A 25,334-nucleotide genomic window follows, 5' to 3' on the forward strand; every position below is an offset into this window, starting at 1 on the left:
GAACAAACCCGTGCCATTACCCTTTCTGATATTGCCTGAAGCGCTGCTGTAATAACCGCAGTTGATCGATACGCGCATCATAGCGTTGTTGGGCGAGGCTGCCGGTCTTCTCTTGACCGCTAGCATCGCTTAAGGCTCTAATCGCTTGGTCAATCTGACCGCTGAGGGCTAATCCTTGGGCTTGGGCAAAGCGCTGTTCGTTGGTCATCCCTAAATCACCCGTGGCCTTCACCATTAAATCCCACCCAATAGGATCATCTGGATAATTCCATGTATAGCGATTCAACACCTTAAGGGCATCAGCGGGGCGTTTAGCCTCGAGATAGGCATTGGCTAGGTTAACGCTGATGACGGGGTTAGTCTGATCCGCGGAGGCTGCCGTTAATAATTTCACGGCTTGGTCGGGGTGTTTCAGGCCGATATTAACGTCGGTCGCTAAGTCGAGAAACCAAGGGTTGGCCGGTTGTTGGCTGAGTAACTGTGTGACTAAACGTTGGGCATTATCGTAACTTTTTGCCTGCATAAACATCACCGCACGGCCATAGGTTGCCGCTAATTTTTCGCGACTATTACCCTTTTCGTATTGGCTTAACAGATCGTTTAAAAGGCCATTTTCACGTTCTGATGCATACATCGCCAGAATCCTGACCTTAGCAAAATAAAACCCTTGAGAGGATTGGAGTATCCGATGCGGCATCTGGTTAGCACGGTTACGTGCATCGGCGAGTCGGCTGTCTGGTAAGGGGTGAGTCAGTAAAATCTCTGGCGGAGCAGTAGAATAGCGCGTTTGGTCGGCCAATTTTTGAAGGAAATCAGGCATCGCTTGTGGATCGAAGCCTGCACGCTGTAAAACTTGTAAACCGATGCGATCGGCTTCTCGTTCATTTTCTTGGGTAAAACTAATCATACCCTGCTGGGACCCGGCGAGCGTGCCCGTTAAGGCTGCCATACCGACTTGTGGGTTAGCCATCGCCAATAGAATCGAGCCTAGCGCGCCTACCCAAGTTAATGGCGCATTACTTTTTTGGTCCGCCATCGCTCGCGCTAAATGACGCTGAGTGACATGCGAAATTTCATGGGCCATCACCGATGCTAACTGGCTCTCATTATCGGTGTAGCGGAAAAGGGCAGAGTGTAAGACAACGTTGCCACCAAAAAAGGCGAAGGCATTAAGTTTATCGTTTTGGATAAGAAAGAAATGGAAAGGAGTCTTTACCGACCAAGCATGGGCGACCAATCGTTGACCTAAGCCGTTAATATATTGGGTAAGTAATGGGTCATCGATAAGTGGTGCGCTACCGCGTAATTGTCGGACGTAGAAATCGCCCATTTGCAGTTCTTGATTGATGGATAGGGTTTCACCGGCGGTGGTGCCCATATCGGGCAAGGTATCGGTTACGTCTGCCCTGGCAACACTGTTCCAGCTGAGTAACGCAGCGATCACTGTTGTGACCAGCTTCTTATTGAATAAAGCCACTGCGCCTCCCCGCTGGAACACCGTCATTAATGCGTTTGTACGTAGTCTAAAACGATATCATGGTGGTTCGATGTTTTGAAATTATCAAAAACTTTTTCAACCTGTCCTTTGCCATCGATCAAGAAGCTTACGCGGTGGATGCCGTCGTAGGTTTTCCCCATAAAGCTTTTCTCACCCCAAACGCCAAAAGCTTCGCAGACTTTATGATCTTCGTCGGACAATAGGGTGAAGTTCAGCAACTCTTTCTCGGCAAAGCGCGATAATTTCTCGGGTTTGTCTGTGCTGATGCCTAATACCTGTACGCCAGCACTTTTTAATGATGACATATTATCCCGCAGACCACAGGCTTGTACGGTACAACCCGGCGTCATTGCCTTAGGATAAAAGTAGACGAGAACACGCTCACCACTAAAGTCAGATAAACTCACCTCTTCGCCATCTTGGTCGAGTAAAGTAAATTGCGGCGCGGTATCGCCTACAGTTAAAAGGGCCATACGTCATCTCCAATCATTGTTTGCCTAATACTGATGTTAACGATCAGTTTCTACTACTAGATTACGGCGGAAAACGGTTTTTTCAATCGTAAGGATAGAGCCTAATTTTATCTGCTTTCAAGTTAATTATGCGTGTTACTACAGAAAGAGCGCGTTAAAGTCGTTCGGTATCTTGCCGGCCATCGGCTTGCAACGTTCCCTGTGCCGATAACTCAATGCAAAGCTGCTGAAAATTTTTCTCCAAATCTGCCAAGGCTTGAGCCGAACTGCCATAAGCGTGGATTCGAATCGAGAGCATCGCTGGGGTACCGGGCTGGGCGCGGGTCATTAATTCCGCGATATGCATACGATGATGGGTAAGCAGCGCGGTAAAGCGTTCAATAATACGAGGCGAGTCAGGGACTTCGACGGCAAGTGAAAAGCCTTCATGACGCACTGGCGTGGAGCCCGTAGGGGTGCGCTTCATCACGATTAATAATTCCAGTTCCGCGCCTTTAATCGGCAAGGTCGATTCGATCATGTTGATGGCATTAGCCGAGCCAGACAGCAACATCACAAAAGTAAACTCCCCGCCCAGTAGAGCCAGTCGGCTATCTTCGATATTACAGCCACATTGGCTAACATGGCGGGTGATAGTATTGACGATTCCCGCCCGGTCGCTGCCGAGTGCGGTGATGACTAAATGCACAGGTGAGGATGACAATGTGATATTTCCCAATGTTTTACTAATTATCTTAAGGTAAACATAAAAAAAACTGCTGACAAGCAGTTGAGTGCATTCACTGTCTTGCTTTTAGTGTGATTGACACCTTACCATGAAGACCTTGGGAAATGAGGGGATAGCTATGTTTACCGGAAGTATTGTTGCACTCGTCACACCGATGGACGAAAACGAGCAAGTTTGTGAGAGCAGCCTTAAAAAATTAATCGATTACCACATTGATAGTGGCACTTCTGCGATCGTTGCCGTTGGCACGACAGGTGAATCGGCAACCTTAACCCACGACGAGCATATCGACGTTGTCTTGCGTACCGTCGAATTGGCAGACGGACGTATCCCAGTTATTGCTGGAACCGGTACGAATGCTACCGCTGAAGGCATCGCGTTGACACAGCGTCTCGAAAAAAGCGGCGTAGTTGGCTGTTTGACCGTTGTGCCTTATTATAACCGTCCAACGCAAGAGGGCATTTTCCAACATTTTAAAGCGATTGCACAGAGTACCGATTTACCGCAATTACTCTATAATGTGCCCGGGCGGACAGGCTGTGATATGTTGCCTGAAACGGTCGCACGTCTTGCCGAAATAAAAAATATTATCGGAATTAAAGAGGCGACAGGGAACTTATCTCGCGTTAGTCAGATCCAAGCGTTGACCAAAGAAGATTTTATTTTACTTAGTGGTGATGATGAAACAGCGTTAGACTTTATGCAGTTGGGGGGGCAGGGCGTTATTTCAGTAACCTCGAATGTGGCGGCACGGGAAATGGCACAACTCTGTGCACTGGCTGCCACGGGACAATTTACTGAGGCACGTGCCTTAAACCAACGACTCATGGCGCTTCATCAGCACTTATTTTATGAACCAAATCCTATCCCAGTGAAATGGGTGGCTAAACAGCTGGGATTGATCGCAAATGATACCTTGCGTCTGCCTATGACACCGTTATCGGCAACTTCAGAGCCGATACTGTTACAGGCGATTCGTGATGCAGGACTGCGATAAGTTAGGGAGATTTAATGGCTTACTCAGTTAAAAATTCGGCGGTAGTAAAGGTTGCTGGATTATCCGTCGCAATGCTATTAGCGGGTTGTTCGCATGATCAACACTACAAGCGCGAAGTGAATGGCAATGAAGAATATCTCGATGCGCCAGCACTGAGCCAATTGAATGTTCCTCAGGGAATGATTCTACCGCTCGAATCCGCAAACTATGCCGTTCCGCAAGGACGTGCGCAAGGGGCAGTTGGTAAGCAATTAGATATTCGCCCACCGGTTCAGGCTCTGTCTTTGCTGAACGGTAGCCGTGCGCAATTCCAAGGCACCACCGGGATGTTGCAAATTGCCAATACGGGAAGCTCTTTATGGGGGCAAACGGTCGCGGCGCTGCAAGCGAACAAATTTGCCATTGCTCAACAAGATGATGCTCGTCAGCAACTCACCACTGATTGGATTTCTTGGAACCGCCAAGACGAAGATCACCAATACCGTGGTCGCTACCAGGTTGCAGTCGTCGCTCAAGGCTATGAGCAAACCTTGATGGTTAAGCCAATTGCCTTAGAACAGAAAGGCCAAGCGGTCACCAGCAACACTGAAATTCAGCGTTACACCGCTCAGTTACTTAACGATATCTCAGCGCAGCTGAATACCGCAGAAACTGATCGTCTGAACGCGGCAGCGGCTAATCGCGCTGGCAGTGTTGATGTACAAAGCGGTGCCGATGAGACAGGGTTACCTAACTTAATCGTGCGTGCACCTTTTGATGTGACGTGGCAGCGTCTGCCTAAAGCGTTGCCGCTTGCGGGTATGACGATTTCTGACAGCAACCGTGCAGACGGTAGCTTGCAGCTGAGCTACAGTGATCTGAGCAGCAGCCAATGGGCCGCACTGGGAGCGAAAGATCCTGAGCTAGCAGAAGGTAAATATAAACTGCAAGTGGGTGATCTGGATAACCGCAGTAGCCTGCAGTTTATCGATCCTAAAGGGCATATCCTCACGCAATCGCAAAATGATGCGTTGGTCGCTGTGTTACAAGCCGCCTTTAATAAATAAATATGTCATAGGCCGGAAATTTCCGGCCTTTTTTTATTTAATTTTGGCATAATAGCGCCCAGCAAGGTAAACGATTGCGTAGTGATAGATTCAGACGCTGCGCAGAGTCATTTTCAGAGTCGACCATGAGTGGAGTTAACAAGATGCAAAAGCAAGCTGAGCTGTATCGCGGAAAAGCAAAAACAGTGTATAGCACCGAGAACCCGGACCTGCTAATTCTGGAATTCCGCAATGATACATCAGCCGGAGACGGAGCGCGTATTGAGCAGTTTGACCGTAAAGGAATGGTCAATAATAAATTTAACCATTTTATCATGGAAAAATTAGCACAAGCCGGTATCCCAACGCAGATGGAAGCGTTACTGTCAGACACTGAAGCCCTTGTGAAAAAACTCGATATGGTGCCTGTGGAATGCGTTGTCCGTAACCGCGCAGCAGGCTCATTGGTCAAGCGTTTAGGCGTAGAAGAAGGGCGGGTATTAACGCCACCGCTGTTCGACCTCTTCCTGAAAGATGATGCTCATCATGATCCGATGATCAACGAATCCTATTGTGTCACTTTTGGCTGGGTCAGCCCTGAACATCTAGCGCGTATGCGTGAATTGACGCTGAAAGCCAACCAAGTACTGACCGACTTATTTGACCAAGCGGGTCTGATTCTGGTCGATTTCAAGCTTGAGTTTGGACTGTTCAACGGCGAAGTGGTCCTGGGTGATGAATTCTCCCCCGATGGCGCGCGTCTTTGGGATAAAGAAACATTAGATAAAATGGATAAAGACCGTTTCCGTCAGAGCCTTGGTGGCGTGGTAGAAGCCTATGAAGTGGTCGCTCAACGTCTTGGCGTAACCTTAGACTAATGATTTGAGCACTCGCTACCCCTCGGCGAGTGCTATCCTTCCTTCCCATCCCCTTCAGCAACTTTAGTTTTTCTACTGGTTATCTCCGCGTACTGCGATTACTATTTATCATTATACGATAATAGAGATGGAGAGGTGTGCTATGCGTTGGCAAGGACGTAGAGAGAGTGACAATGTAGAAGACCGTCGTGGCGATAGTCCAACGTCAACTGGCGGGGGTTCTGGTTTTCGTATCCCAGCAGGTAAGGGCGGAATTGTACTCTTAATCGTAGTCGTGGTAGCTGGCTACTATGGTTACGACCTAACTCCCCTACTCGGTGGCAGTGGTGGGCAAAGCACCTCCGTGAGCCAGTCGCACACGCCAGCTCCCGCGAATAGCGACGATGCTCAAGCCGCTAAATTTACCTCAGTGATCCTCGCCTCGACAGAAGATACCTGGGGCGAGATTTTCCAGAAGATGGGCAAGCAGTATCAAGCGCCGAAATTAGTGATGTACCGTAACGCCACCCGCACGGGCTGCGGCACGGGTCAATCCGTTATGGGACCGTTCTACTGTCCCGCCGACAAAACTGTTTATATCGATCTCTCTTTCTATGATGAGATGAAGAATAAGCTGGGCGCAGACGGCGACTTTGCACAAGGTTATGTGATTGCGCACGAAGTCGGCCACCACGTGCAAAACCTTCTTGGGATTGAAAGCAAGGTCCGTCAACAAATGCAGCAAGGCTCGCAAACCGATGCCAATCGTCTGTCTGTAAAACTCGAACTGCAAGCTGACTGCTTTGCCGGGGTCTGGGGCCATTACATGCAGCAGAAAAATGTTTTAGAAACCGGTGATCTGCAAGAAGCCTTAAATGCGGCACAAGCCATCGGTGACGATAAGCTTCAACAGCAAAGCCAAGGGCGTGTCGTGCCGGATAGCTTTACTCACGGAACCTCACAGCAACGTTACAGCTGGTTTAAACGTGGATTCGACAGCGGCGAACCGGGCCAATGTAATACCTTTGCTGGGTAGTTGAGTATGCAGTCTGCGTTTATCGCTGAACAAATGCGTCGCAAGGGGTTGCGGCGCATTTGTGTGATAAGCGGTTCACAGCCATTTCGCGATAGGGCGACATTACAGTGGCAAGCGGCGTATCCCGGTGACTGGCTTCGTGTTGCCACAGCGGCCACCGGCCATGCTGACGAGTATCTCGCCCAGCGTGCGCAGCAATTTCTCGGCCAGGAATGGCTACATGCTATTTATGATGCCTCGCAAGGTCTTCACCTCGAGACATTGGCGGCGCTGGCGGGCACCTTAGTGGCAGGCAGTTGGCTGGTTCTGCTGTTACCTGAATCCTCTGCACAACAGCCGCTGATCGATGTCGATAGCCTGCGTTGGGCGGAGTGCCAACAGCCGATTGCTACACCGATCTTTTACCGCCATTTATGGCGTCAACTCCTTAGTGATAGATCTCACCTCATCTGGCGTGAGGGCGAGCCAGCGCCAACCGACTCACCACTGATGATGCCCGATTGGACGCCGCAAGGTGGACAAGCGCAGCAAGCGATTATTGAAGCGTTACGGCAGTTGCCGGCGGGTAACTACAGTGTGACGGCGCCACGGGGCCGCGGCAAATCCGCCTTAGGGGGAATGTTAGCCGCCTTGGAACCGCCTTGTTTGATCACGGGCCCTGCCAAAGTGGCAACGGCCGTGATGGCGCGTCACGCGGGGGAGCACTACCATTTTCAGGCGCCTGACGCCATCTTAGCGGCAGAGGATACTGGCACATGGCAGTGGCTGATTATTGATGAAGCCGCATCGCTGCCGACCCCTCAGCTACACGCTTTGATTGCCCGCTTTCCTCGCTGTTTATTACTGACCACGACGGAAGGGTACGAAGGGACCGGGCAGGGCTTTTTATTGAAATTTGCCGCATCGGGAGCAGTGACGAAGCATTATACCCTGACCACGCCACAGCGCTATTCGGCTCACGATCCACTGGAAAGCTTTATTGAACGATTATTGGTGTTACGCGATCGTCCTGCATCGGTGGTGAAACCCTCTTGCGAGCTGTCACTGCGCGTCTATCAACCAGAAGATTGGCAGCAGCACCCGGTGTTAGCCACGACGACATTTCAACTGCTACAATCCGCGCACTATCGTACGACGCCTATTGATTTACGTCGTATGATGGATGCCCCACAGTGCGGTTACTGGCAAATGGTCGACGATCAGTGCTGTTATGGCGCGCTGGGGTGGGTAGAAGAAGGTGAGCAGTCAGCCGAACTTGCCCAAGCAGTATGGCGCGGCGAAAGGCGGCCTCGTGGTAATTTAGTGGCACAGTCGTTAGCCGCTCACAGTCGTTTTCCCCAAGCGATGTTGCTGGCAAGTCGACGAATTAGCCGTATCGCAGTCAGTCAATCGTTGCGCCGTCAGGGTATTGGCCACCGGTTGGTTGCAGCGTTACGGCAGAGCAGCCAAGATAAGGATTTTCTTTCTGTCAGCTTTGGCTATACGCCAGCGTTGTGGCAGTTTTGGCAGCGCTGTGGTTTCCAGCTGGTAAGAATGGGGACTCAACGTGAAGCGAGCAGCGGATGTTATGCTGCCATGGCGATCGCTCCGCTTACCGAGGCAGGGCAGCAGTTATGTGAGCAGGCCGTGGCGCATTTTCAGCGAGACTGGCCGATCCAGCAAGCGCGTTATTCGCCAGAACTCTCGCTAAATGAACAATCCAGTGGAGATCCTTTATTTTCTGCCGACGATTATCAGGAACTGGTTGGCTTCGCGCAGGCGCATCGTCCGTTGAGTGTTAGCTTCCCCGCACTTTGGCGGGCGTGGCAATGCTATCCCCATTTAGTATTTGGGCAATATTTACAGCATTGTTTACATTCCCCACAGCTTCCCGCTGGCTGGAGTCGTAAACAGTGGCTGGTTCAATTACGCCGTGAAACGGCAGAATTTTTAACACTTTTACCTGATACGTCGTGTTAACCGACTCAGGATGGATTGCCAGAGAGAGGTCATTTATGGCACATATCGATTATGTAATGGTTCAGCAAGGCAGTGGACCGCAACCACAACTTTTTGTGTTATTCCATCGCAGCGGTGATGATCCGCGTTCAATGGCTGAGATCGGCCAGTGGTTTGCCAAAGATTTTCCTGCCGCTTTTGTGGTATCCGTCGGATCACCTATTCCGCTTGCACAAGGTGGCTGTGCCTGGTTTGTTGACGAGGTGCCAGATGCCTCAACCACAGTGACACAGCAGAAGATCGACCAGATTCTGCCGCTGTTTACTCAGACGATTCGTGAATGCCAAAAACAGTGCGGCGTCAGTCCAGAAGCGACGGCACTGATCGGTTTTTCGCAAGGCAGTGTGATGATCCTTGAAGCGCTGAAAAGTGAAGAATTATTAGCCGGGCGGGCGATTATATTCAGTGGTCGCTACAACAGTGCGCCTACCGTGGCGTCTCTGAATACCACTATTCACCTGATTCACGGTGAGGATGATGAGCAGATCCCATTGATCCATGCGGTTAATGCCGAGCAGTGGCTAAATGAAGCCGGGGGGGATGTGACGCTGAATATTATTGAACAGTTACCCCATGCGATCGATGAGCAGGGCATTGCTATCGCATTAAAACATCTTAAAGAGACCATCCCGCAACGTTATTTCGATGATGCTGCGCAAGGGCAGGCACCGGATAACGACGATGTGATCCCGATGATCTAACGAAAATGGACTGCGGTGAGCCCGCAGTCCATCAATAATGGCTTATTTTTTCTTCGGCCAGTCATCCTCTTCGTCATCCCACTTGTCGTTAAAGTCACGATGCGGGGGTAACTTAGGTTTATTATCTAAGTATTTTTTGACATCAACGCGCTTCAAATCTTTATACACATTGACCAATAATCCCACCATAAATAGGATGATTAATACCCACCAATACTCTTTAACCCATTCCATGTAAGGCTCCTTAGGTCAGCAGTAACTGCATAATCCGTTGATACATCCGGCTGAGGGTTTGGAGGTCGGCTGCACTGACACATTCATTAATTTTATGGATGGTAGCATTCACCGGCCCTAACTCAACGACTTGAGTCCCCATTCTGGCAATAAAACGTCCATCAGAGGTTCCCCCATTCGTGAGTAACTCTGGCTTAATTTCATTATAGTGCTGAACGGCGTCGACGACAGCATCGACTAATGCCCCTTTTGCTGTCAGGAAGGGTTGACCGGATAAATTCCACTCTAAGGTATAACGAAGCTGATGGCGATCAAGCAGGCTGGCGACGGCTTCGCGAATTTGCTGGTCGGTGAGTTCGGTACTAAAACGGAAATTGAATTGTGCGAATAAGTCGCCCGGGATCACGTTATTACTACCGGTACCGGCCTGAATATTGGCGATTTGCATACTGGTCGGTGGGAAAAATTCATTCCCTTGATCCCACTCAGTTGCCGCTAATTCCTGCAGTGCAGGGAGTGCACGATGGACGGGATTATCCGCAAGGTGAGGGTACGCGACATGCCCTTGTACGCCATGTACGGTTAAGTTGGCGGTGATCGACCCACGGCGGCCGTTTTTCACCACATCGCCGACGCGCTCAGTACTTGAGGGTTCACCCACTAAGCAATATTCCACGCGCTCTTGTCGCGCCATCAGTTGCTCAACAACTTTGACCGTACCGTTGATACCACTTGCTTCTTCATCAGAGGTGATCAAAAAAGCCAGCCGTCCGCTATGGTGAGGATGTTGCTCTACGAAGCGTTCAGCGGCCACCACCATGGCGGCTAAGGAGCCTTTCATATCCGCGGCACCGCGGCCAAACAACAGTCCATCACGAATCGCGGGTTCAAACGGCGGGTTAATCCATTGGCGCTCATCGCCGACGGGAACGACGTCGGTATGGCCGGCGAAAGCAAGAGTTTGGCCTTGACCCCGAGTCGCCCAGAAATTTTGGGTATCGCCAAAATGCATTGGCTCAATATGAAAGCCTATCGCTTCAAGGCGAGCGATAAGTAACGCTTGGCAGCCCGCATCGTGGGGACTTAACGATGGACAGCGAATCAGTTGTTGTGCAAGTTCGATAACCGGGCAAAACATATTAGTGATCTCCTTGGATAAACGTTGACCACACGGCAGTATCAAAGCCTACCAGCATCTCGCCATCCGCACGGACTAACACAGGACGTTTAATCACAGCAGGGTGTTCAAGCATGATCTGACGGGCCGCCGCCGGATCGCTAGCGCGTTGCTTTTGCTCGTCGGAAAGCGTGCGCCAAGTGGTGCCTCGCGTATTAAGTAATGCCTTGATACCAAGACCTTCAATCAATTGGTCCAGCAAGGCTTCGTCTAAACCTTGCTGGCGGAAATCATGATAAGTGGCTTCACAATGATGTTCAGAGAGGTACTTGCGTGCCTTTCTTACGGTGTCACAGGTTTTAATACCATAGAGGGTAAGGGTCGGCGCGGTTTGTTGAGTCATGAGACAGTACTACCTAATTATTAAGTCAAAAGATCACGGTTAATCAAGGATAATGCCGCATTTAGCCCGTATTTTCTACTCTTCTAGAGGGTGGGTAACCATTATCTCAAGACGTTTTTTGGTCAATGAGGGAACTGTGAACAACATCATGAATTTATACAAAGCTTTTTATAAATAAAAATCTCGTTTTATCAATGGATTAACCTTATTTTTACCTAAAAAAGCAAACGGTAACGTAGATTAATTCTTTACAGGGCTTTACGAATTCAGCGACTTACAGGTAGGATTCATCACCCTCTGGATAAATTCGCCAATATTTACCTGTGCTGATGCGGTAGAGGGGATTAGCTGTAGAAGTGGACAAACAGGAAACCTATGAAAAATACAAAAAAAACAGCGGCTGATTTACAGCACGCCAGACGTAAGTGGTTAAACTCCCATGACTCCGGATATCGTAAGGAGATGGGCAACCGTCAAGTACAGATGATAGCAATTGGCGGAGCAATTGGTACCGGGCTTTTTCTCGGCGCAGGGGCACGATTACAACTCGCGGGTCCAGCCCTCGCACTGGTCTATTTAGTTTGTGGCATCTTCTCATTTTTTATCTTACGCGCATTAGGGGAATTGGTTCTGCATCGCCCATCAAGCGGCAGTTTCGTCTCTTACGCTCGTGAGTTTATGGGTGAGAAAGCCTCCTATGTAGCGGGCTGGATGTACTTTGTTAACTGGGCAATGACCGGCATCGTGGATATCACCGCGGTTGCGCTCTATATGCACTACTGGGGAGCCTTTGGCGATATTCCACAGTGGGTGATTGCATTAGGTGCGCTCGCGATTGTGGGCACCATGAATATGGTCGGCGTTAAATGGTTTGCGGAGATGGAATTCTGGTTCTCCCTAATCAAAGTCTTGGCCATCGTGGTCTTCTTAGTCGTGGGGGTAGTCTTCTTAGGAAGCGGCAAGCCACTGGACGGTAACACGACTGGCTTCCACTTGATCTCTGATAATGGAGGCTTTTTCCCGCATGGGATTATGGCTGCCTTTGTCTTAGTGCAAGGGGTGGTGTTTGCCTTCGCATCAATCGAACTGGTCGGTACGGCGGCAGGGGAGTGTAAAAACCCTAAAATCATGGTGCCGAAAGCGATTAATAGCGTGATCTGGCGAATTGGCCTGTTCTACGTCGGTTCGGTAGTCTTACTTGTTCTATTACTACCTTGGAATGCCTATCAAGCGGGTCAGAGTCCTTTTGTGACCTTCTTCAGTAAATTAGGCGTGCCATACATTGGTAGCATCATGAACATCGTGGTGTTAACGGCGGCATTATCGAGCCTTAACTCGGGCCTCTATTCAACTGGACGTATTTTACGTTCTATGTCGATGGGCGGTTCAGCACCACGCTTTATGTCGAAAATGAGTCGCCAGCAAGTACCTTACGCGGGCATTCTCGCGACGATAGTGATCTATATCTTCGGTGTAGTCCTCAACTATTACGTGCCAAGCCAAGTGTTCGAAATCGTTCTAAACTTCGCCTCACTGGGGATCATCAGCTCATGGGCCTTTATCGTGCTATGCCAGCTGCGGTTGCGTAAAGCGATCCGTGAAGGTAAAGCGGAAGATATTTCCTTTAAGCTTCCAGGCGCGCCATTCACCTCTTGGTTGACGCTACTGTTCTTAGCCAGTGTCTTGGTATTGATGGCGTTTGATTACCCGAACGGGACTTACACCATTGCCTCCGTACCACTGATTATCATTCTGCTTGTTATCGGATGGTTTGGCGTACGTAAGCGTGTTCATGAAGTGTCATTGCGTGAGCAGCAACATATGTCTGCGCATCACGAAGAGTAAGACTAACAGGGATTAACGCTGGGTAGTCAGAAGGTTAAAACGGTGTCGTAGATTACGGCACCGTTTTTTTTATCTCTGTTATTAACGATTATTCACTAACGCCGTCACCAGTTGGTTAGCGCCTTGGCTCATAGGGGTAAAGTGACTGCCTGGTGCACGAGCAACTGCGATAAAGACCCCGACGTTACTGCGTGGGTCCATCACGATATAGGTCATGAAACCGCCGCCGCCACCCGTTTTTTCGACCAATGCCGGTTGGCTACCTATTGCATCCATATGGACCCAGCCTAATCCTAATCCGCTGGCAGGACCGGCAACGTCCATGCCGTTCATTCGCACTAATTGGCTGCGGGGATAGACCACGCGCTGTAAGGTGCTGGCGAGCGGAGAACGAGGCCGGATTGAACTGGATAGGAATTGCTGCATCCAGCGTTCCATATCATCGGCCGTTGAATAAAGGCCACCACTGCCAATAGCCGCAAGGGTATTGTTACAAGGGCTAGCATGGTCGCGTGGAATGATTAATCGACGGCATTGATCGGGAGAAGGGGTGAAGGTCGTATCCTTCATTCCTAATGGACGCGTGATTAATGATTGTACTAACTGAGGATAAGGCTTACCGCTGGCACGGCTCAGGGCATCAGCTAAGTAGTCGAAGCCTAAATTCGAGTACGCGGCAACGGTACCGGGGATCGCTTTCAACTTAGCATGCTGTAACCACTGCCAGCGCGAAGATTTTTCTGGCCAGATAAAGACAGGACGATTTGCCCGTCCGCCTGGCATTTCGCGGGGAAGTCCTGCCGTATGGGTAGCAAGATTTTGTAACTTAATGGTGTAGCCGCGAAAAGAAGGTACCGTCATTCCTTTAGGCGTGTATTTACTGAGCGGATCGGAAAGCTTGACCACGCCCTGTTGGTCCAGTTTAACCAAGGTTTCGCTGGTAAAGAGTTTACTGATGGAAGCGAGGCGGAAAACGCTCTCCTTCGTCGGGCGAACACCGGTTCCTCGCCGAGTCTCTCCCGCACTAGTGAAATAGTGCTGGTTACCATCAATCACCACCATCGTCATGCTGGCCGCTGCGGTTTGTTGATAAATTTGTTGTGCATAGCGCTGCACGATATCGGCGCTAACTTGCGGTGCGACTCTCGGGGCAGCAAAGCTGGTACTGGTTGCAGAGAGAACAAGCGCTGCAACGAGAGCTAATGTTAGTTTTTTCAAGGGAGAGCGGTCCATACACAGTGAATAAAAGTCAGTGATGATAATAGCGGGTTTACTCCATGCTTATTAGAAAAAGGATTAACTATTATGTTTCTTTTTATAAGCAATGGTGATGGCTCGGCGTGCGATACCGAGCCGTGGTTTTATAGCCAGTCACGGACCGTTAAAAAATGCTCGGTCAGTGTCGCTTCGGGTGAGCCAGCGGGCGCTTGATAGTCGTACTCGAAGCGGACAAGCGGCGGCATCGACATCAAGATCGATTCCGTGCGTCCACCACTTTGAATACCAAACAATGTGCCGCGGTCCCACAGCAGATTGAACTCGACATAGCGCCCACGTCGGTAAAGCTGGAATTGGCGTTCGCGTTCACCGTAAGGCGTAGTATGGCGTTTCTTAACAATAGGCAGATAAGCTTCTAAGAAGCCTAGGCCGACTGCTCGCGTAAAGGCGAAGCAGTGCTCGAAACTTGGCGAATTGAGATCGTCAAAGAATAATCCCCCAATCCCGCGCTGCTCGTTGCGATGGCGTAAGAAGAAGTAGTCGTCACACCATTTTTTATAACGTGGGTAGACCTCTTCACCAAATGGGCGGCACAGGTCTGCTGCCGTTTGATGCCAGTGTTGGGCATCTTCTTCAAAACCGTAAAACGGTGTGAGATCAAAGCCTCCGCCAAACCACCAAACTGGCTCAGCACCGGGTTTTTCAGCAATAAAAAACCGTACGTTGGCATGGCTGGTCGGGACATAGGGGTTATTGGGGTGAATGACTAACGATACCCCCATAGCTTGAAAGCTGCGTCCGGCTAACTCGGGGCGATGCGCAGTCGCTGAGGCCGGCATCTGGTCGCCATAGACGTGGGAAAAATTGACGCCCGCTTGCTCGAACAACTTTCCTTGGGTGAGGACGCGAGTGCGCCCACCACCACCTGCTTCACGAACCCAGTCATCTTCGAGGAAGGAGGCTTGGCCATCGAGATCGGCCAATTGTTGACATATCGTATCTTGTAACGATTGGAGGAACTGTTTTACTTGCTCAATGCTTTGCGTGCTCATGATATTTCTACAACCTTCGTTGAACATTACGTGAATCAACTGACTCGGCGGTTACGGCGTTGCTGTTCATTATAAAAGTTGACGATACCATCAGAAATAGCCCCAGCAATTTTTTTACGAAAAGCCGTGGTGCCGAGCAGTTTCTCTTCACTTGGATTAGTGATAAACGAGGTTTCAACTAATACAGAGGGAATAGAGGGGGACTTTAATACGGCAAACGCAGCTTGCTCAGTGTGTTGACTATGCAAGTGGTGCACGGGACGAATCGTATCTAAGACGTGTTTACCCAGTGTCAGGCTATTTTTAATGGTATCGGTTTGAACTAAGTCGAATAAAATTTGCTGTAAATATTGGTCTTTCTGCTGCACTTTAAGGCCACCGACGGCATCGGCATTATTTTCGCGATCAGACAAATACCGTGCCATTGCACTGCTCGCGCCGCGGTTAGAGAGCGCGAACACCGAGGCGCCACGCGCAGAAGGATCGGTGTAGCCATCGGCATGGATTGACATAAAGAGTGATGCACCATGTTGCGAAGCAATCTCGACGCGTTGATAAAGTGGGATAAAATGGTCACTGTCACGGGTTAACCGCGCTTCGATATGCGGGTGGCTGCTTAATAACTGGCGGACGGTATTGGCAATTTCTAATACCACGTGCTTTTCCATTGAGCCTTCTTCGCCGACCGCGCCAGAGTCGATACCGCCATGGCCGGGGTCTAGCATGACAATAAATTTCCCCGATTGACTCTTTTTTGCTGCCGAATGGCGTTGACGAGATACCGGGATCCGCGACTCTTCGGCCAGTACGGCGCGTGGCGAAAGCACTGCCAACGCGAGACCGGAAAAGAGTAATTGGCGGCGATTGACTAATTGTTTCAGTGAGGCCAATTTTTTCATTAGATTCAGATCCGTGAAGAGTTAATGAGAATTACTATTAATAATTAGGTTATATAATAACATTAGCCATATTGCTAACATTGAAATATTTCAGCCTTTTACTGAGTATTGCCTTTTCTAACACCCTCACTCACACGCATAATGGTGTGTTTTCGCCAAGGGGAGGTCAAAAAATGGAAATTCGTGTTTTCGAACAACAAGATATCGACGAGGTTATTACGTTATGGGAGCGATGCGACCTACTACGACCTTGGAATGATCCCGAACTCGATATCGAACGTAAATTACGCCACGATGCTGACCTTTTTCTGGTTGTTGTCCTCTCAGGGCAGATCGTCGGCAGTGTGATGGGCGGCTACGACGGCCATCGGGGTTCAGCCTATTACCTTGCAGTACATCCTGATTATCAAGGCCGTGGCTTTGCCAATGCGTTGATGAATCGTCTTGAAAAGAAATTGATTGCTCGAGGCTGCCCTAAGCTCAATCTGCAAATCCGTGATGATAATGACTTGGTGCTGGGTTTTTATGAAAAACTGGATTACGAAATTAATGAAGTGACCAGCCTCGGTAAACGGTTAATTGAAGACCGTGAATATTAATTCCAACCGATGATGGAAGATTTCGATACCGAAGGTGAGGGGGGAGCAGCCCCTTTACCCTTTTTGCTATGGGCCATTTTGCTGTATCAAGCCCGGGCGTGGATACTGCTGATTATGGCTGGGGCCTCACGACAACAAGGCGATACACTCTTACGTCTTTTTGTACCGGACCCCTCGACGTTTTATATTGGTTTAGCCCTAGGCTTACCCGCGCTGCTATGCATGGCGTTAAGCGGTTACCGTCAACGCTTTCCCCGCAGTTGGCGGCTTTGTCGTATCAGTATACTCATCGGTGGTGCGTTGCTCTGCGCTTGGCAGCTGAGTCAGTGGAACCAAATGGCGTTAGAAAGCTCGCCGTTGTTACTGATTTTGACCTTATTTGATGTATTAACCGAAGCCGCGTTACTGACGATGAGCCGCCTAAAACGGTGTTTCATCCAATAAAAAAACGGTTTACAGTAAACTTTTTACTCGAAGATCACTCCTAGTAGCATTGATCAGCTCTGCAAGAGGAATTGAAATGAAAGCGTTACCCTGTGCACTGCTTGCCAGTGTGGTATTGCTCAGCGGCTGTGCGGGTTCCAGCCATCAGGCAAACACGTCGAACAGTAGCGTCCATTGGTGGAACCCCTTAAGCTATTCGTGGTCCTCCGCACTGCCATGGAACTGGTTTGGCTCCTCAGTCGCCGTGAGTGAGGAAGGCGTGGGGAAAATTACTCGCTCAACCCCTTTTAATGCCGAGGCAATCAGTGAAGGTATTGGCAGCGATTACCGTATCCGTCAAGGAATGGGCACGCGCAATGGGCAAATTGAAAGCTATATTCAAGCGATGAACGATCAACAGGTAGCGATGACCTTTTACGGCGATGGCACGGTGAATAAAATCAGTGTATCGGATACCCAGATTGCTACGCCTAAGGGTATCGCATTTGGCGCACCGTTCTCTGCGTTATTCCAGAAAGCGTATGGTAACTGTCAGCCAGGCCGTGATAGCCAGCATGTGCAGTGTAAAGTCCCGAATAGCCAACATCTTGAGGTTATCTACCAAGGCGAGTTCAGTGGTCCTTCCGGTATCATGCCTGCCGATGCCACGCTCAAGCAGTGGACACTCTCTGAGATCGTCTGGCACGCCTAATCGTTATATATTTTTTAGCAATTACACAGCAGTAATCGGTATATAAAACCATTACTGCTTTTTTATCCTTATTAATACACTGAGAACTTCTAGATTGACTGAGGTTGAGATTGGAATTTTCAGGTATGAAGAGACGTTATACATCATCGGTGGTGGGCCTATTACTGCTCGCTGCACCGTCTGCCTATCCAGCTCAATTACTCAATAGCTCCTACGATGTGTCACGCGAGCTGTATGAACAATTGAACCCGGTATTTATTCAGCAATGGGACGCTCAGCACCCACAAGATACCCTAACAATCCGTCAATCCCATGGTGGTTCGTCCAGACAAGCCCTTGCCTTATTACAAGGGATGCGTGCCGATGTGGTGACGTTTAATCAAGTGCCTGACGTTCAGATACTGCATGACAGAGGGCAGCTGATCCCCAGCGACTGGCAACAACGTCTAGCCAATAACAGTTCACCTTATTACTCAACCATGGCTCTAGTGGTACGTCGCGGTAATCCTTTAGATATCAAAGGTTGGCAGGATCTGGTCAAACCGGGTGTTAAGCTTATCTATCCTAATCCTAAAACCTCAGGCAATGGTCGTTATGCCTGGTTGGCCGCTTGGGGGGCGTTAAGCCTCTCTCATCATCAAGATATTTCAGCGGTGCGCCGGGCAATGCGTCAGTGGGTAAAAAACACTCAGGTCGCCGATATTGGCGGACGTGGGGCGACCCAAAGCTTTGTGAATCAAAAATTGGGCGATGTACTGATCACCTTTGAAGCCGAAGCACGCGCTTTACAACAGCAATACCCCGATGAGCATTACCAAGTCATTATTCCGCAGACTAATATTAAAGCTGAGTTTCCTGTTACTTGGATTGATCGCAATACTGAGCGCGATCACTCCACCACGGTGGCAAAAGCTTACCTTAATTTTCTTTACCAACCCGAGGCGCAAAACATCTTAACGCGTTTTTATTACCGTACTTATCACGCGACACCGAGCGTTGTGGCGCAACAGCATTTTGCGCCGGTTCATTTTTTCACGGTTGAACAGCAGTTTGGCTCATGGCAGAAAGCCATGCAGTCACAGTTCGCACCGCAAGGGGAGTTCGATACATTGCAGGCAGCAGGATCAACACTATGATTTTTTCACGTCAACGTCGCGTTTTACCCGGGTTTGGCCTGAGTCTTGGTACCAGCCTATTCTTTACCTGTTTGATTTTACTGTTACCGGTCAGCGCGTTATTGATGCAGTTATCGCACATGACTTGGGCCGAGTATTGGCGGGTTATCAGCGAGCCGCAGTTAGTCGCCGCCTACAAAATTACACTGCTATCGGCCGCGGTAGCGTCACTCTTTAACGCGGTGTTTGGAACCTTAATGGCGTGGGTATTAACGCGCTATCGTTTCCCAGGCCGGACATTTCTGGATGGCTTGATGGATCTCCCCTTTGCCCTGCCGACGGCGGTGGCAGGCTTAACGCTTGCGGGATTATTCTCGTCGAATGGTTGGTACGGCCATTGGCTGGCGGAGCACGGTATTAAGGTGACTTACACCTGGTTGGGGATCGCGGTCGCCATGGCGTTTACCAGTATTCCTTTCGTGATCCGAACCGTTCAGCCAGTATTAGAAGAGCTTGGCCCAGAGTATGAAGAAGCCGCCGAAACGTTGGGTGCACGGCCTCGACAGGCTTTCTTCAAGGTTATTTTACCGGAAATTGCGCCATCGCTGCTCGCCGGGACTGCGCTCTCTTTTACCCGCAGTCTGGGAGAGTTTGGTGCCGTCATCTTTATCGCCGGGAATATTGCATGGAAGACTGAAGTAATCTCGTTGCTGATCTTTGTTCGCCAACAAGAATTTGATTTCCCAGCCTCTAGCGCTATCGCCTCGGTCATTATGGGGGCATCGTTAATACTGCTATTTACTATCAATACACTACAGAGTCGCTACGGGCGTCGTTTAGGGGGTAAATAATGGCTGTCTCATCACGCCCTTGGACGAAATGGATACTGATCGGTTTGGCCCTGCTCAGCGCCGCACTCTTTCTACTAGTACCACTGATCTATATTTTTTGGCAGGCGCTTAGCGAAGGGGTAGGGGTTGCCTTACACAATTTGCGTGACGGTGACATGTTACACGCCATCTGGCTAACGGTTCTGATCGCATTTATCACCGTGCCGGTAAACTTAATTTTTGGCACCTTGTTGGCGTGGTTAGTCAGCCGCTTTAATTTCCCAGGACGGCAGTTCTTGTTAACCTTGTACGATATTCCGTTTGCGATTTCACCGGTCGTGGTCGGTTTACTCTATCTGCTGTTTTGGGGGATTAATGGTCCTGCGGGGAGCTGGCTGGACGCGCATAATATCCAAGTGATGTTTACCTGGCCGGGAATGGTACTCGTGACAATTTTCGTTACCTGTCCTTTTGTGATTCGAGAGTTAGTGCCGGTGATGCTCAGTCAGGGGAGCCAAGAGGATGAGGCGGCGATCTTGCTGGGGGCCAATGGCTGGCAAATGTTTCGTCGCGTGACGCTACCGAATATCCGTTGGGCATTACTGTACGGTGTGGTCTTAACCAATGCGCGAGCGATCGGCGAGTTTGGCGCAGTGTCGGTGGTTTCTGGCGCGATACGCGGCGAAACCTATACGCTTCCGTTACAAGTAGAACTGCTGAACCAAGATTATAATACCGTTGGGGCCTTTACGGCTGCGGCGTTACTCGCCATGATGGCGATGGTCACCTTATGTTTAAAAAGTGTATTGCAATGGCGCTTAGAACGTCAGCAGCACGGCGCACAGGCAGGCGAAAATGAGCATTAATATTAACCAGATCTCTAAATCTTTTGGTCAGACTCAGGTACTGAACAACATCAGTCTGGATATCCCCTCCGGTGAGATGGTAGCGTTACTAGGGCCATCTGGATCGGGAAAAACCACGTTACTGCGTATTATCGCTGGGTTGGAAAACCAGAATGCTGGGGAGATCATGTTCCATGGACGTGATGTAAGCCAAGTCCATGCTCGGGATCGGCAGGTGGGGTTTGTTTTCCAACATTATGCGCTATTCCGCCATATGAACGTCTTCGATAACATTGCCTTTGGTCTGACCGTGATGCCGCGCACTACGCGTCCGAGCAAAGTCGTGATCCGTGAAAAGGTAATGAAACTCTTGGAGATGGTGCAGCTTAAGGAGTTCGCTAAACGCTATCCTGCTCAGCTCTCCGGTGGGCAAAAACAGCGTGTGGCGTTAGCCCGTGCGCTGGCAGTTGAACCTGCAATTTTATTACTCGACGAACCCTTTGGTGCCCTAGACGCGCAAGTGCGTAAAGAGCTGCGTCGCTGGTTACGCCAGCTACATGAGGAGCTGAAATTTACCAGTGTCTTTGTGACGCATGACCAAGAAGAGGCGATGGACGTTGCTGATCATATCGTGGTGATGAGCCAAGGAAATATCGAACAACATGGTACCCCGCAGCAAGTTTGGCAGCAGCCAAAGAGCCGATTCGTGTTGGAATTTTTAGGTGAGATCAACAAACTCCCTGCGACGATTGCCGGACAATCACTGCAAGTGGGGGGGCAGCAGTGGCAACTGAGTCAACCTTATCCTGCACAGGGCAATATCGACCTCTTTCTTCGCCCTTGGGAACTGACCTTGTCAGCGATACCGGATGCATTACATCGCCTGCCGGCGAAGGTCCTAGATGTCACCCCTCGGGGCCACTTTTGGCAACTCAGCCTAGAGGTCGAGGGCTTAGCCATTGATCCGATCTCTGCCGTGAGTCAAACGGTGATCGCGCCTGAGCGGGGCAGCACAGTCTATCTTAATGTCGCGCAAGCACGGGTGTATCAACAAGACAATCTCTTAGCGCCACTTGCCTTTGATTAACCGTACTGATAATTTCAAGGTTAGCATTGCCATCAGCCTAGGTTTCTACCTAGGCTGATGGCGTTTAAGCGATAGGAAAAAAACGTGACCACCCTAGAAAGCACGATAGGTAATACGCCCTTAGTTCGATTGCAGCGTCTGCCCGCCGCCGGCGCGGGTGAGGTGTGGGTGAAACTGGAAGGTAATAACCCTGCAGGGTCGGTTAAAGACCGCGCAGCCTGGTCAATGGTGCGCAAGGCCGAACAACGGGGTCTTATTAAACCGGGTGATACCTTAATTGAAGCCACCAGTGGTAATACCGGTATTGCGCTCGCGATGATCTGTGCGGTGCTAGGTTATAAATTGAAGCTATTAATGCCCGATAATATGAGTACTGAACGCCAAGCGGCGATGCAGGCCTATGGGGCTGAATTGATTTTGGTCGACCAAGCTCAGGGTATGGAATATGCGCGGGATTATGCACAAATTCTGGCAGCACAAGGCGTGGGAATCGTATTGGATCAATTTAATAATCCAGATAATGCGTTAGCGCACTACCAGACTACTGGCCCAGAAATTTGGCAACAGACTGCCGGCCGTATTACTCACTTCGTATCCAGTATGGGGACAACCGGTACGATCAGCGGCACTGGCCGTTATCTTAAGCAGCAAAACTCGGCCATTCAGATTATTGGATTACAACCTGCCGCGGGAAGCCAGATTGCGGGGATCCGCCATTGGAAAGAGGCGTACCAACCGACGATTTATCAGCCGCAATGGGTTGATGATATCGTGATGATGACCCAAGAGCGGGCGGAGGATTCAACGCGCGCGCTGGCACAGCAAGAAGGGATTTTCGGCGGGATAAGTTCGGGGGCCGCGGTATCGGCGGCGTTAAGCCTTGCTGAATCGCATCCTGAACGGGTAGTAGTCGCGATAGTCTGCGATCGCGGTGACCGATATCTCTCGACCGGCGTTTTTAATCAGTAAGACGATTAAAGCGTAATTATTGTGTAAATCTAACAGAATCTCGGCAGAAAAGACGTCATTATACGCAAAGTGAGTTAGAGGCCATAGTATGAAAATTTTATTAGTTGAAGACGATCAAGAGTTAGGACAGATGCTCAGCCAATACTTGGCGGGCGAAGGAATGAATACTGATGTCATTACCCACGGTAAACGAGCCTTAGAGGTCATTAATCAGACGCATTATGATGCGATGATCTTGGATATCATGCTACCTGATATCAGTGGGATTGAGGTGTTACGTCAGGTACGCCAGCACCACCGATTACCTATCATTATGCTGACCGCGAAGGGCGAAAATATCGACCGTGTGATTGGCTTAGAGATGGGGGCGGATGATTATATGCCCAAGCCGTGTTATCCACGAGAGCTGGTCGCCCGCTTACGTTCGGTTATGCGTCGTTTTGAAGAGATTCCGGTCGCCCCTAGCGATAATCAACCGCTAATCTTAAAAGAACTCGAGCTGAATCCAGCGATGCGTTCAGTGACATGGCAACAGCAACCAATTGATCTCACGGCATCAGAGTTTAACTTACTTGAACTGCTCTTAGTGGCAGGGGACCGTGTGGTATCGAAAGACGAACTTTCGGAAAAAGCATTAGGCCGAACACGTGAAGCCTATGACCGAAGCGTCGATGTGCATATCAGTAATATTCGCCAGAAAATTGCCAAAACCACTCAGGACCAAATCTTTATCGAAACCGTGCGCAGTATTGGTTACAAAATTCGATGAATCAACGTTATCCAAGGCGCTTATTCACCAAGATGCTGGTGGCTTTTCTATTTGTATTTCTATTGATAAGCCAAGTCATCTGGTTAGGATTTTCGCTTTTTTCCCATGATGATGGCTCGCCGTTTGCTAGACAACAGCGTAGTTTACAACAAGTTCAACTGGCGTCTATCACTCAGCTACTGGCGCACTCGTCAGGCCCCGCGGCCGTGAAAGGTTTAGTCGAGAGTTGGGAACCGGAGGTTAGGCCGCAGGTGACGCTGACTGACACCTCGGTTACCCCGAACAATAGCGATGAAGAGGCACGAGGGGTCCCCACTCAGATCAGCCAGCAGCTTCACGATAATGCGGGGCATCGCTATCAAGTCATACTGGATTACAGCGGGTTGGAGCGCTTTGACGAACGAAACCACCGCTCGTGGCACGATTCCTTGCATATCCCTACGCCGATCATGTTTTTCGCGCCTTTTCTTGGCATCTTCTTCAGTTTGCTCTTAGCCTGGAATATGACTCGACCAATTAGACAGCTGCGGGAAGGATTTGCCAAAGTCTCACGCGGTGATCTGACTGCACGACTTTTCCCCGCCATGAAGCGTCGTTATGACGAGTTATCAATAGTGGCAAAGGACTTTGATGCGATGGTTGAACGTATCGATGTGCTGGTTAAAGCCCGGGAAGCGCTACTTCATGATATTTCTCACGAGCTGCGTACACCTTTGGCGCGAGTACAGCTTGCAGTCGGTTTAGCACGACAGAGTGAGTTGAATATCCCTCAATCGCTGGATCGTATCGATCTTGAGACTGAACGGCTTGATAAAATGATCGGCGAGCTACTGACCTTATCGCGCGCTGAGCACGACGGCATTGATATTGACCAGTATTTCGATTTTATAGCGCTGCTAGAGGCGATCTTGGTTGATGTGCGCTACGAGGCTCAACGACCGCAGGTCGATGTGGTGGCTCATTACGATAGTCTTAAGTCGGTAACGGTCCGAGGCAACGCTGAGCTTATTCGTCGTGCTATCGAGAATGTATTACGTAATGCCTTACGCTATTCAACACAGGGACAGGTAATAGTGGTCAAATTAGAGGTCGACCGCGATACACTGCTCCTCACGATTTGTGACAGTGGACCCGGCGTGGCAGAGGATAAAATATCCAGTATTTTTGATCCCTTTGTTCGCTTACAATCTTCGCTCTCTGGTAAAGGTTATGGATTAGGCTTGGCGATCGTGCGCAAGGTGATTACGGCACATCATGGTCAAGTCTCGGCGTCCAACCGTCAGGAAGGTGGGCTTAAAATTTCAATACGTCTGCCACGGTGGCCTGAGTAAAAAAAAGCTCATCCAAGGATGAGCTTTTTTATCACTATTTCTGAATCCGCATAATCGGTGTTTCGCCGACTGTCACGTGCCCCGACAGTTTGGATAGCGACTTGATTTCATCCATATTAGAGATGACGACAGGGGTCAGCGTTGATTTCGCTTTCTCTTCAAGGAAGGCTAAGTCGAACTCGATGATAGGATCACCTTTCTTAACCTTTTGTCCTTCCTCTGCGAGGCGCTTAAAGCCTTCACCTTTTAACTCAACCGTATCGATACCAAAGTGTACGAACAGTTCGATGCCGTTATCCGACTCAATAGAGAAGGCGTGATTAGTTTCGAAAATTTTACCAATTGTTCCCTCGACTGGGGCCACAATTTGGTTGCCGTTAGGACGAATAGCGATACCATCACCAACGATTTTTTCCGCGAAAACAACATCCGGTACATCTTCGATATTGACAATTTCGCCCGAAAGCGGCGCAACAATTTCAATGTTGCTTGAATCGCTATCCGATTTGTCGCCAAAAAGTTTAGAAAACAATCCCATGATCTTCTCCTAAGCAATAACGTCGAAACACTTGTG

At 49.7% G+C, this 25,334-nt stretch carries 27 protein-coding genes; 17 read left to right on the forward strand and 10 right to left on the reverse strand.

Annotated features, from left to right (window positions below):
• Positions 1–16 precede the first annotated feature (16 nt).
• From bepA to HGT71_RS06555, 3 genes are all read right to left on the reverse strand, one after another.
• Positions 17–1,504, reverse strand: coding sequence for a beta-barrel assembly-enhancing protease (gene bepA, locus HGT71_RS06545; protein ID WP_214217083.1), 1,488 nt, complete (start codon positions 1,502–1,504; stop codon positions 17–19).
• Positions 1,504–1,971 carry a thioredoxin-dependent thiol peroxidase gene (gene bcp, locus HGT71_RS06550; RefSeq protein WP_048912411.1) on the reverse strand — a complete coding sequence of 156 codons (468 nt, stop codon included), beginning with the start codon at positions 1,969–1,971 and terminating at the stop codon, positions 1,504–1,506. The genes bepA and bcp overlap by 1 nt, the downstream gene beginning before the upstream one ends.
• Before the next feature lie 154 nt (positions 1,972–2,125).
• Positions 2,126–2,674 carry an ACT domain-containing protein gene (locus HGT71_RS06555; protein WP_210395116.1) on the reverse strand — a complete coding sequence of 183 codons (549 nt, stop codon included), beginning with the start codon at positions 2,672–2,674 and terminating at the stop codon, positions 2,126–2,128.
• 142 nt (positions 2,675–2,816) lie between these two features.
• Between HGT71_RS06555 and dapA the strand changes: the two genes are divergently transcribed.
• The 6 genes from dapA to ypfH all read left to right on the forward strand — a co-directional run bounded on the left by dapA (position 2,817) and on the right by ypfH (position 9,312).
• Positions 2,817–3,695: a 4-hydroxy-tetrahydrodipicolinate synthase gene (gene dapA, locus HGT71_RS06560; protein ID WP_214217084.1), complete on the forward strand. Its 879-nt coding sequence runs from the start codon at positions 2,817–2,819 to the stop codon at positions 3,693–3,695.
• A 14-nt stretch (positions 3,696–3,709) separates the two neighbouring features.
• Entirely contained in the window at positions 3,710–4,741 is a 1,032-nt protein-coding gene (gene bamC / locus HGT71_RS06565; protein ID WP_099824561.1) for an outer membrane protein assembly factor BamC, read from the forward strand.
• A 143-nt stretch (positions 4,742–4,884) separates the two neighbouring features.
• Positions 4,885–5,598: a phosphoribosylaminoimidazolesuccinocarboxamide synthase gene (gene purC, locus HGT71_RS06570; protein WP_048912407.1), complete on the forward strand. Its 714-nt coding sequence runs from the start codon at positions 4,885–4,887 to the stop codon at positions 5,596–5,598.
• 142 nt (positions 5,599–5,740) lie between these two features.
• A complete protein-coding gene (ypfJ, locus tag HGT71_RS06575; protein WP_048912406.1) occupies positions 5,741–6,613 on the forward strand; it encodes a KPN_02809 family neutral zinc metallopeptidase in 873 nt (290 codons plus the stop codon).
• Positions 6,614–6,619: 6 nt separating this feature from the next.
• Entirely contained in the window at positions 6,620–8,572 is a 1,953-nt protein-coding gene (locus HGT71_RS06580) for a tRNA(Met) cytidine acetyltransferase TmcA (RefSeq protein WP_214217085.1), read from the forward strand.
• A 35-nt stretch (positions 8,573–8,607) separates the two neighbouring features.
• Positions 8,608–9,312, forward strand: a complete 705-nt coding sequence (gene ypfH / locus HGT71_RS06585) for an esterase (RefSeq protein ID WP_214217086.1) — start codon at positions 8,608–8,610, stop codon at positions 9,310–9,312.
• Positions 9,313–9,354: 42 nt separating this feature from the next.
• Here ypfH and HGT71_RS06590 read toward each other — a convergent pair whose 3' ends face one another.
• From HGT71_RS06590 to HGT71_RS06600, 3 genes are read right to left on the reverse strand one after another with little or no spacing between them, the layout of a single operon-like run.
• Entirely contained in the window at positions 9,355–9,546 is a 192-nt protein-coding gene (locus HGT71_RS06590) for a YpfN family protein (protein WP_048912403.1), read from the reverse strand.
• Positions 9,547–9,556: 10 nt separating this feature from the next.
• A complete protein-coding gene (dapE, locus tag HGT71_RS06595; RefSeq protein WP_214217087.1) occupies positions 9,557–10,684 on the reverse strand; it encodes a succinyl-diaminopimelate desuccinylase in 1,128 nt (375 codons plus the stop codon).
• A 1-nt stretch (position 10,685) separates the two neighbouring features.
• Positions 10,686–11,066 carry an ArsC family reductase gene (locus tag HGT71_RS06600; protein ID WP_214217088.1) on the reverse strand — a complete coding sequence of 127 codons (381 nt, stop codon included), beginning with the start codon at positions 11,064–11,066 and terminating at the stop codon, positions 10,686–10,688.
• Between the two features lie 375 nt (positions 11,067–11,441).
• Here HGT71_RS06600 and ansP point away from each other — a divergent pair, with 375 nt between their 5' ends.
• Positions 11,442–12,911, forward strand: coding sequence for an L-asparagine permease (gene ansP, locus HGT71_RS06605; RefSeq protein WP_214217089.1), 1,470 nt, complete (start codon positions 11,442–11,444; stop codon positions 12,909–12,911).
• An 81-nt stretch (positions 12,912–12,992) separates the two neighbouring features.
• Here the strand turns inward: ansP and ampH are convergent, their stop codons facing one another.
• The 3 genes from ampH to amiA all read right to left on the reverse strand — a co-directional run bounded on the left by ampH (position 12,993) and on the right by amiA (position 16,080).
• Positions 12,993–14,144, reverse strand: a complete 1,152-nt coding sequence (gene ampH / locus HGT71_RS06610; protein WP_214217090.1) for a D-alanyl-D-alanine-carboxypeptidase/endopeptidase AmpH — start codon at positions 14,142–14,144, stop codon at positions 12,993–12,995.
• A 128-nt stretch (positions 14,145–14,272) separates the two neighbouring features.
• Positions 14,273–15,181 (reverse strand): oxygen-dependent coproporphyrinogen oxidase, encoded by a 909-nt coding sequence (gene hemF, locus HGT71_RS06615; protein ID WP_214217091.1) that lies wholly within the window; start codon positions 15,179–15,181, stop codon positions 14,273–14,275.
• A gap of 35 nt (positions 15,182–15,216) precedes the next feature.
• Entirely contained in the window at positions 15,217–16,080 is an 864-nt protein-coding gene (gene amiA, locus HGT71_RS06620) for an N-acetylmuramoyl-L-alanine amidase AmiA (RefSeq protein ID WP_214217092.1), read from the reverse strand.
• A gap of 173 nt (positions 16,081–16,253) precedes the next feature.
• On the opposite strand from amiA, the gene HGT71_RS06625 reads away from it, so the two are divergent.
• The 10 genes from HGT71_RS06625 to HGT71_RS06670 all read left to right on the forward strand — a co-directional run bounded on the left by HGT71_RS06625 (position 16,254) and on the right by HGT71_RS06670 (position 24,760).
• Complete coding sequence (locus tag HGT71_RS06625; protein WP_048912396.1) at positions 16,254–16,679, forward strand: GNAT family acetyltransferase; 426 nt, start codon at positions 16,254–16,256, stop codon at positions 16,677–16,679.
• A gap of 9 nt (positions 16,680–16,688) precedes the next feature.
• Entirely contained in the window at positions 16,689–17,123 is a 435-nt protein-coding gene (locus HGT71_RS06630) for a DUF2919 family protein (protein WP_214217093.1), read from the forward strand.
• Positions 17,124–17,199: 76 nt separating this feature from the next.
• A complete protein-coding gene (locus HGT71_RS06635; protein WP_214217094.1) occupies positions 17,200–17,814 on the forward strand; it encodes an RpoE-regulated lipoprotein in 615 nt (204 codons plus the stop codon).
• Between the two features lie 125 nt (positions 17,815–17,939).
• Positions 17,940–18,950: a thiosulfate ABC transporter substrate-binding protein CysP gene (gene cysP / locus HGT71_RS06640; protein ID WP_214217095.1), complete on the forward strand. Its 1,011-nt coding sequence runs from the start codon at positions 17,940–17,942 to the stop codon at positions 18,948–18,950.
• Complete coding sequence (gene cysT / locus HGT71_RS06645) at positions 18,947–19,780, forward strand: sulfate/thiosulfate ABC transporter permease CysT (RefSeq protein WP_048912392.1); 834 nt, start codon at positions 18,947–18,949, stop codon at positions 19,778–19,780. Before cysP ends, cysT begins: the two co-directional genes overlap by 4 nt.
• A complete protein-coding gene (cysW, locus tag HGT71_RS06650; protein WP_099824541.1) occupies positions 19,780–20,625 on the forward strand; it encodes a sulfate/thiosulfate ABC transporter permease CysW in 846 nt (281 codons plus the stop codon). The genes cysT and cysW overlap by 1 nt, the downstream gene beginning before the upstream one ends.
• Positions 20,615–21,691: a sulfate/thiosulfate ABC transporter ATP-binding protein CysA gene (cysA, locus tag HGT71_RS06655; RefSeq protein WP_214217096.1), complete on the forward strand. Its 1,077-nt coding sequence runs from the start codon at positions 20,615–20,617 to the stop codon at positions 21,689–21,691. Before cysW ends, cysA begins: the two co-directional genes overlap by 11 nt.
• 84 nt (positions 21,692–21,775) lie before the next feature.
• Complete coding sequence (gene cysM / locus HGT71_RS06660) at positions 21,776–22,660, forward strand: cysteine synthase CysM (protein ID WP_214217097.1); 885 nt, start codon at positions 21,776–21,778, stop codon at positions 22,658–22,660.
• Positions 22,661–22,748: 88 nt separating this feature from the next.
• Positions 22,749–23,429 carry a response regulator transcription factor gene (locus HGT71_RS06665; protein ID WP_062812146.1) on the forward strand — a complete coding sequence of 227 codons (681 nt, stop codon included), beginning with the start codon at positions 22,749–22,751 and terminating at the stop codon, positions 23,427–23,429.
• On the forward strand, positions 23,426–24,760 hold the full coding sequence (locus HGT71_RS06670) for an ATP-binding protein (protein WP_214217098.1): 1,335 nt from the start codon (positions 23,426–23,428) through the stop codon (positions 24,758–24,760). The genes HGT71_RS06665 and HGT71_RS06670 overlap by 4 nt, the downstream gene beginning before the upstream one ends.
• Positions 24,761–24,794: 34 nt before the next feature.
• Here HGT71_RS06670 and crr read toward each other — a convergent pair whose 3' ends face one another.
• Positions 24,795–25,298, reverse strand: a complete 504-nt coding sequence (gene crr / locus HGT71_RS06675) for a PTS glucose transporter subunit IIA (RefSeq protein WP_048912386.1) — start codon at positions 25,296–25,298, stop codon at positions 24,795–24,797.
• Positions 25,299–25,334 lie beyond the last annotated feature (36 nt).

This window comes from Rosenbergiella epipactidis, from assembly GCF_018494055.1.
Lineage (GTDB): Bacteria > Pseudomonadota > Gammaproteobacteria > Enterobacterales > Enterobacteriaceae > Rosenbergiella > Rosenbergiella epipactidis.

Coding starts and splice junctions, on each gene's coding strand:
- bepA (WP_214217083.1), bottom strand. CDS start 1,504: ATGACGGTGTTCCAGCGGGGAGGCGCAGTGGCTTTATTCAATAAGAAG.
- bcp (WP_048912411.1), bottom strand. CDS start 1,971: ATGGCCCTTTTAACTGTAGGCGATACCGCGCCGCAATTTACTTTACTC.
- dapA (WP_214217084.1), top strand. CDS start 2,817: ATGTTTACCGGAAGTATTGTTGCACTCGTCACACCGATGGACGAAAAC.
- bamC (WP_099824561.1), top strand. CDS start 3,710: ATGGCTTACTCAGTTAAAAATTCGGCGGTAGTAAAGGTTGCTGGATTA.
- purC (WP_048912407.1), top strand. CDS start 4,885: ATGCAAAAGCAAGCTGAGCTGTATCGCGGAAAAGCAAAAACAGTGTAT.
- ypfJ (WP_048912406.1), top strand. CDS start 5,741: ATGCGTTGGCAAGGACGTAGAGAGAGTGACAATGTAGAAGACCGTCGT.
- HGT71_RS06580 (WP_214217085.1), top strand. CDS start 6,620: ATGCAGTCTGCGTTTATCGCTGAACAAATGCGTCGCAAGGGGTTGCGG.
- ypfH (WP_214217086.1), top strand. CDS start 8,608: ATGGCACATATCGATTATGTAATGGTTCAGCAAGGCAGTGGACCGCAA.
- HGT71_RS06590 (WP_048912403.1), bottom strand. CDS start 9,546: ATGGAATGGGTTAAAGAGTATTGGTGGGTATTAATCATCCTATTTATG.
- dapE (WP_214217087.1), bottom strand. CDS start 10,684: ATGTTTTGCCCGGTTATCGAACTTGCACAACAACTGATTCGCTGTCCA.
- HGT71_RS06600 (WP_214217088.1), bottom strand. CDS start 11,066: ATGACTCAACAAACCGCGCCGACCCTTACCCTCTATGGTATTAAAACC.
- ansP (WP_214217089.1), top strand. CDS start 11,442: ATGAAAAATACAAAAAAAACAGCGGCTGATTTACAGCACGCCAGACGT.
- ampH (WP_214217090.1), bottom strand. CDS start 14,144: ATGGACCGCTCTCCCTTGAAAAAACTAACATTAGCTCTCGTTGCAGCG.
- hemF (WP_214217091.1), bottom strand. CDS start 15,181: ATGAGCACGCAAAGCATTGAGCAAGTAAAACAGTTCCTCCAATCGTTA.
- amiA (WP_214217092.1), bottom strand. CDS start 16,080: ATGAAAAAATTGGCCTCACTGAAACAATTAGTCAATCGCCGCCAATTA.
- HGT71_RS06625 (WP_048912396.1), top strand. CDS start 16,254: ATGGAAATTCGTGTTTTCGAACAACAAGATATCGACGAGGTTATTACG.
- HGT71_RS06630 (WP_214217093.1), top strand. CDS start 16,689: ATGATGGAAGATTTCGATACCGAAGGTGAGGGGGGAGCAGCCCCTTTA.
- HGT71_RS06635 (WP_214217094.1), top strand. CDS start 17,200: ATGAAAGCGTTACCCTGTGCACTGCTTGCCAGTGTGGTATTGCTCAGC.
- cysP (WP_214217095.1), top strand. CDS start 17,940: ATGAAGAGACGTTATACATCATCGGTGGTGGGCCTATTACTGCTCGCT.
- cysT (WP_048912392.1), top strand. CDS start 18,947: ATGATTTTTTCACGTCAACGTCGCGTTTTACCCGGGTTTGGCCTGAGT.
- cysW (WP_099824541.1), top strand. CDS start 19,780: ATGGCTGTCTCATCACGCCCTTGGACGAAATGGATACTGATCGGTTTG.
- cysA (WP_214217096.1), top strand. CDS start 20,615: ATGAGCATTAATATTAACCAGATCTCTAAATCTTTTGGTCAGACTCAG.
- HGT71_RS06665 (WP_062812146.1), top strand. CDS start 22,749: ATGAAAATTTTATTAGTTGAAGACGATCAAGAGTTAGGACAGATGCTC.
- HGT71_RS06670 (WP_214217098.1), top strand. CDS start 23,426: ATGAATCAACGTTATCCAAGGCGCTTATTCACCAAGATGCTGGTGGCT.
- crr (WP_048912386.1), bottom strand. CDS start 25,298: ATGGGATTGTTTTCTAAACTTTTTGGCGACAAATCGGATAGCGATTCA.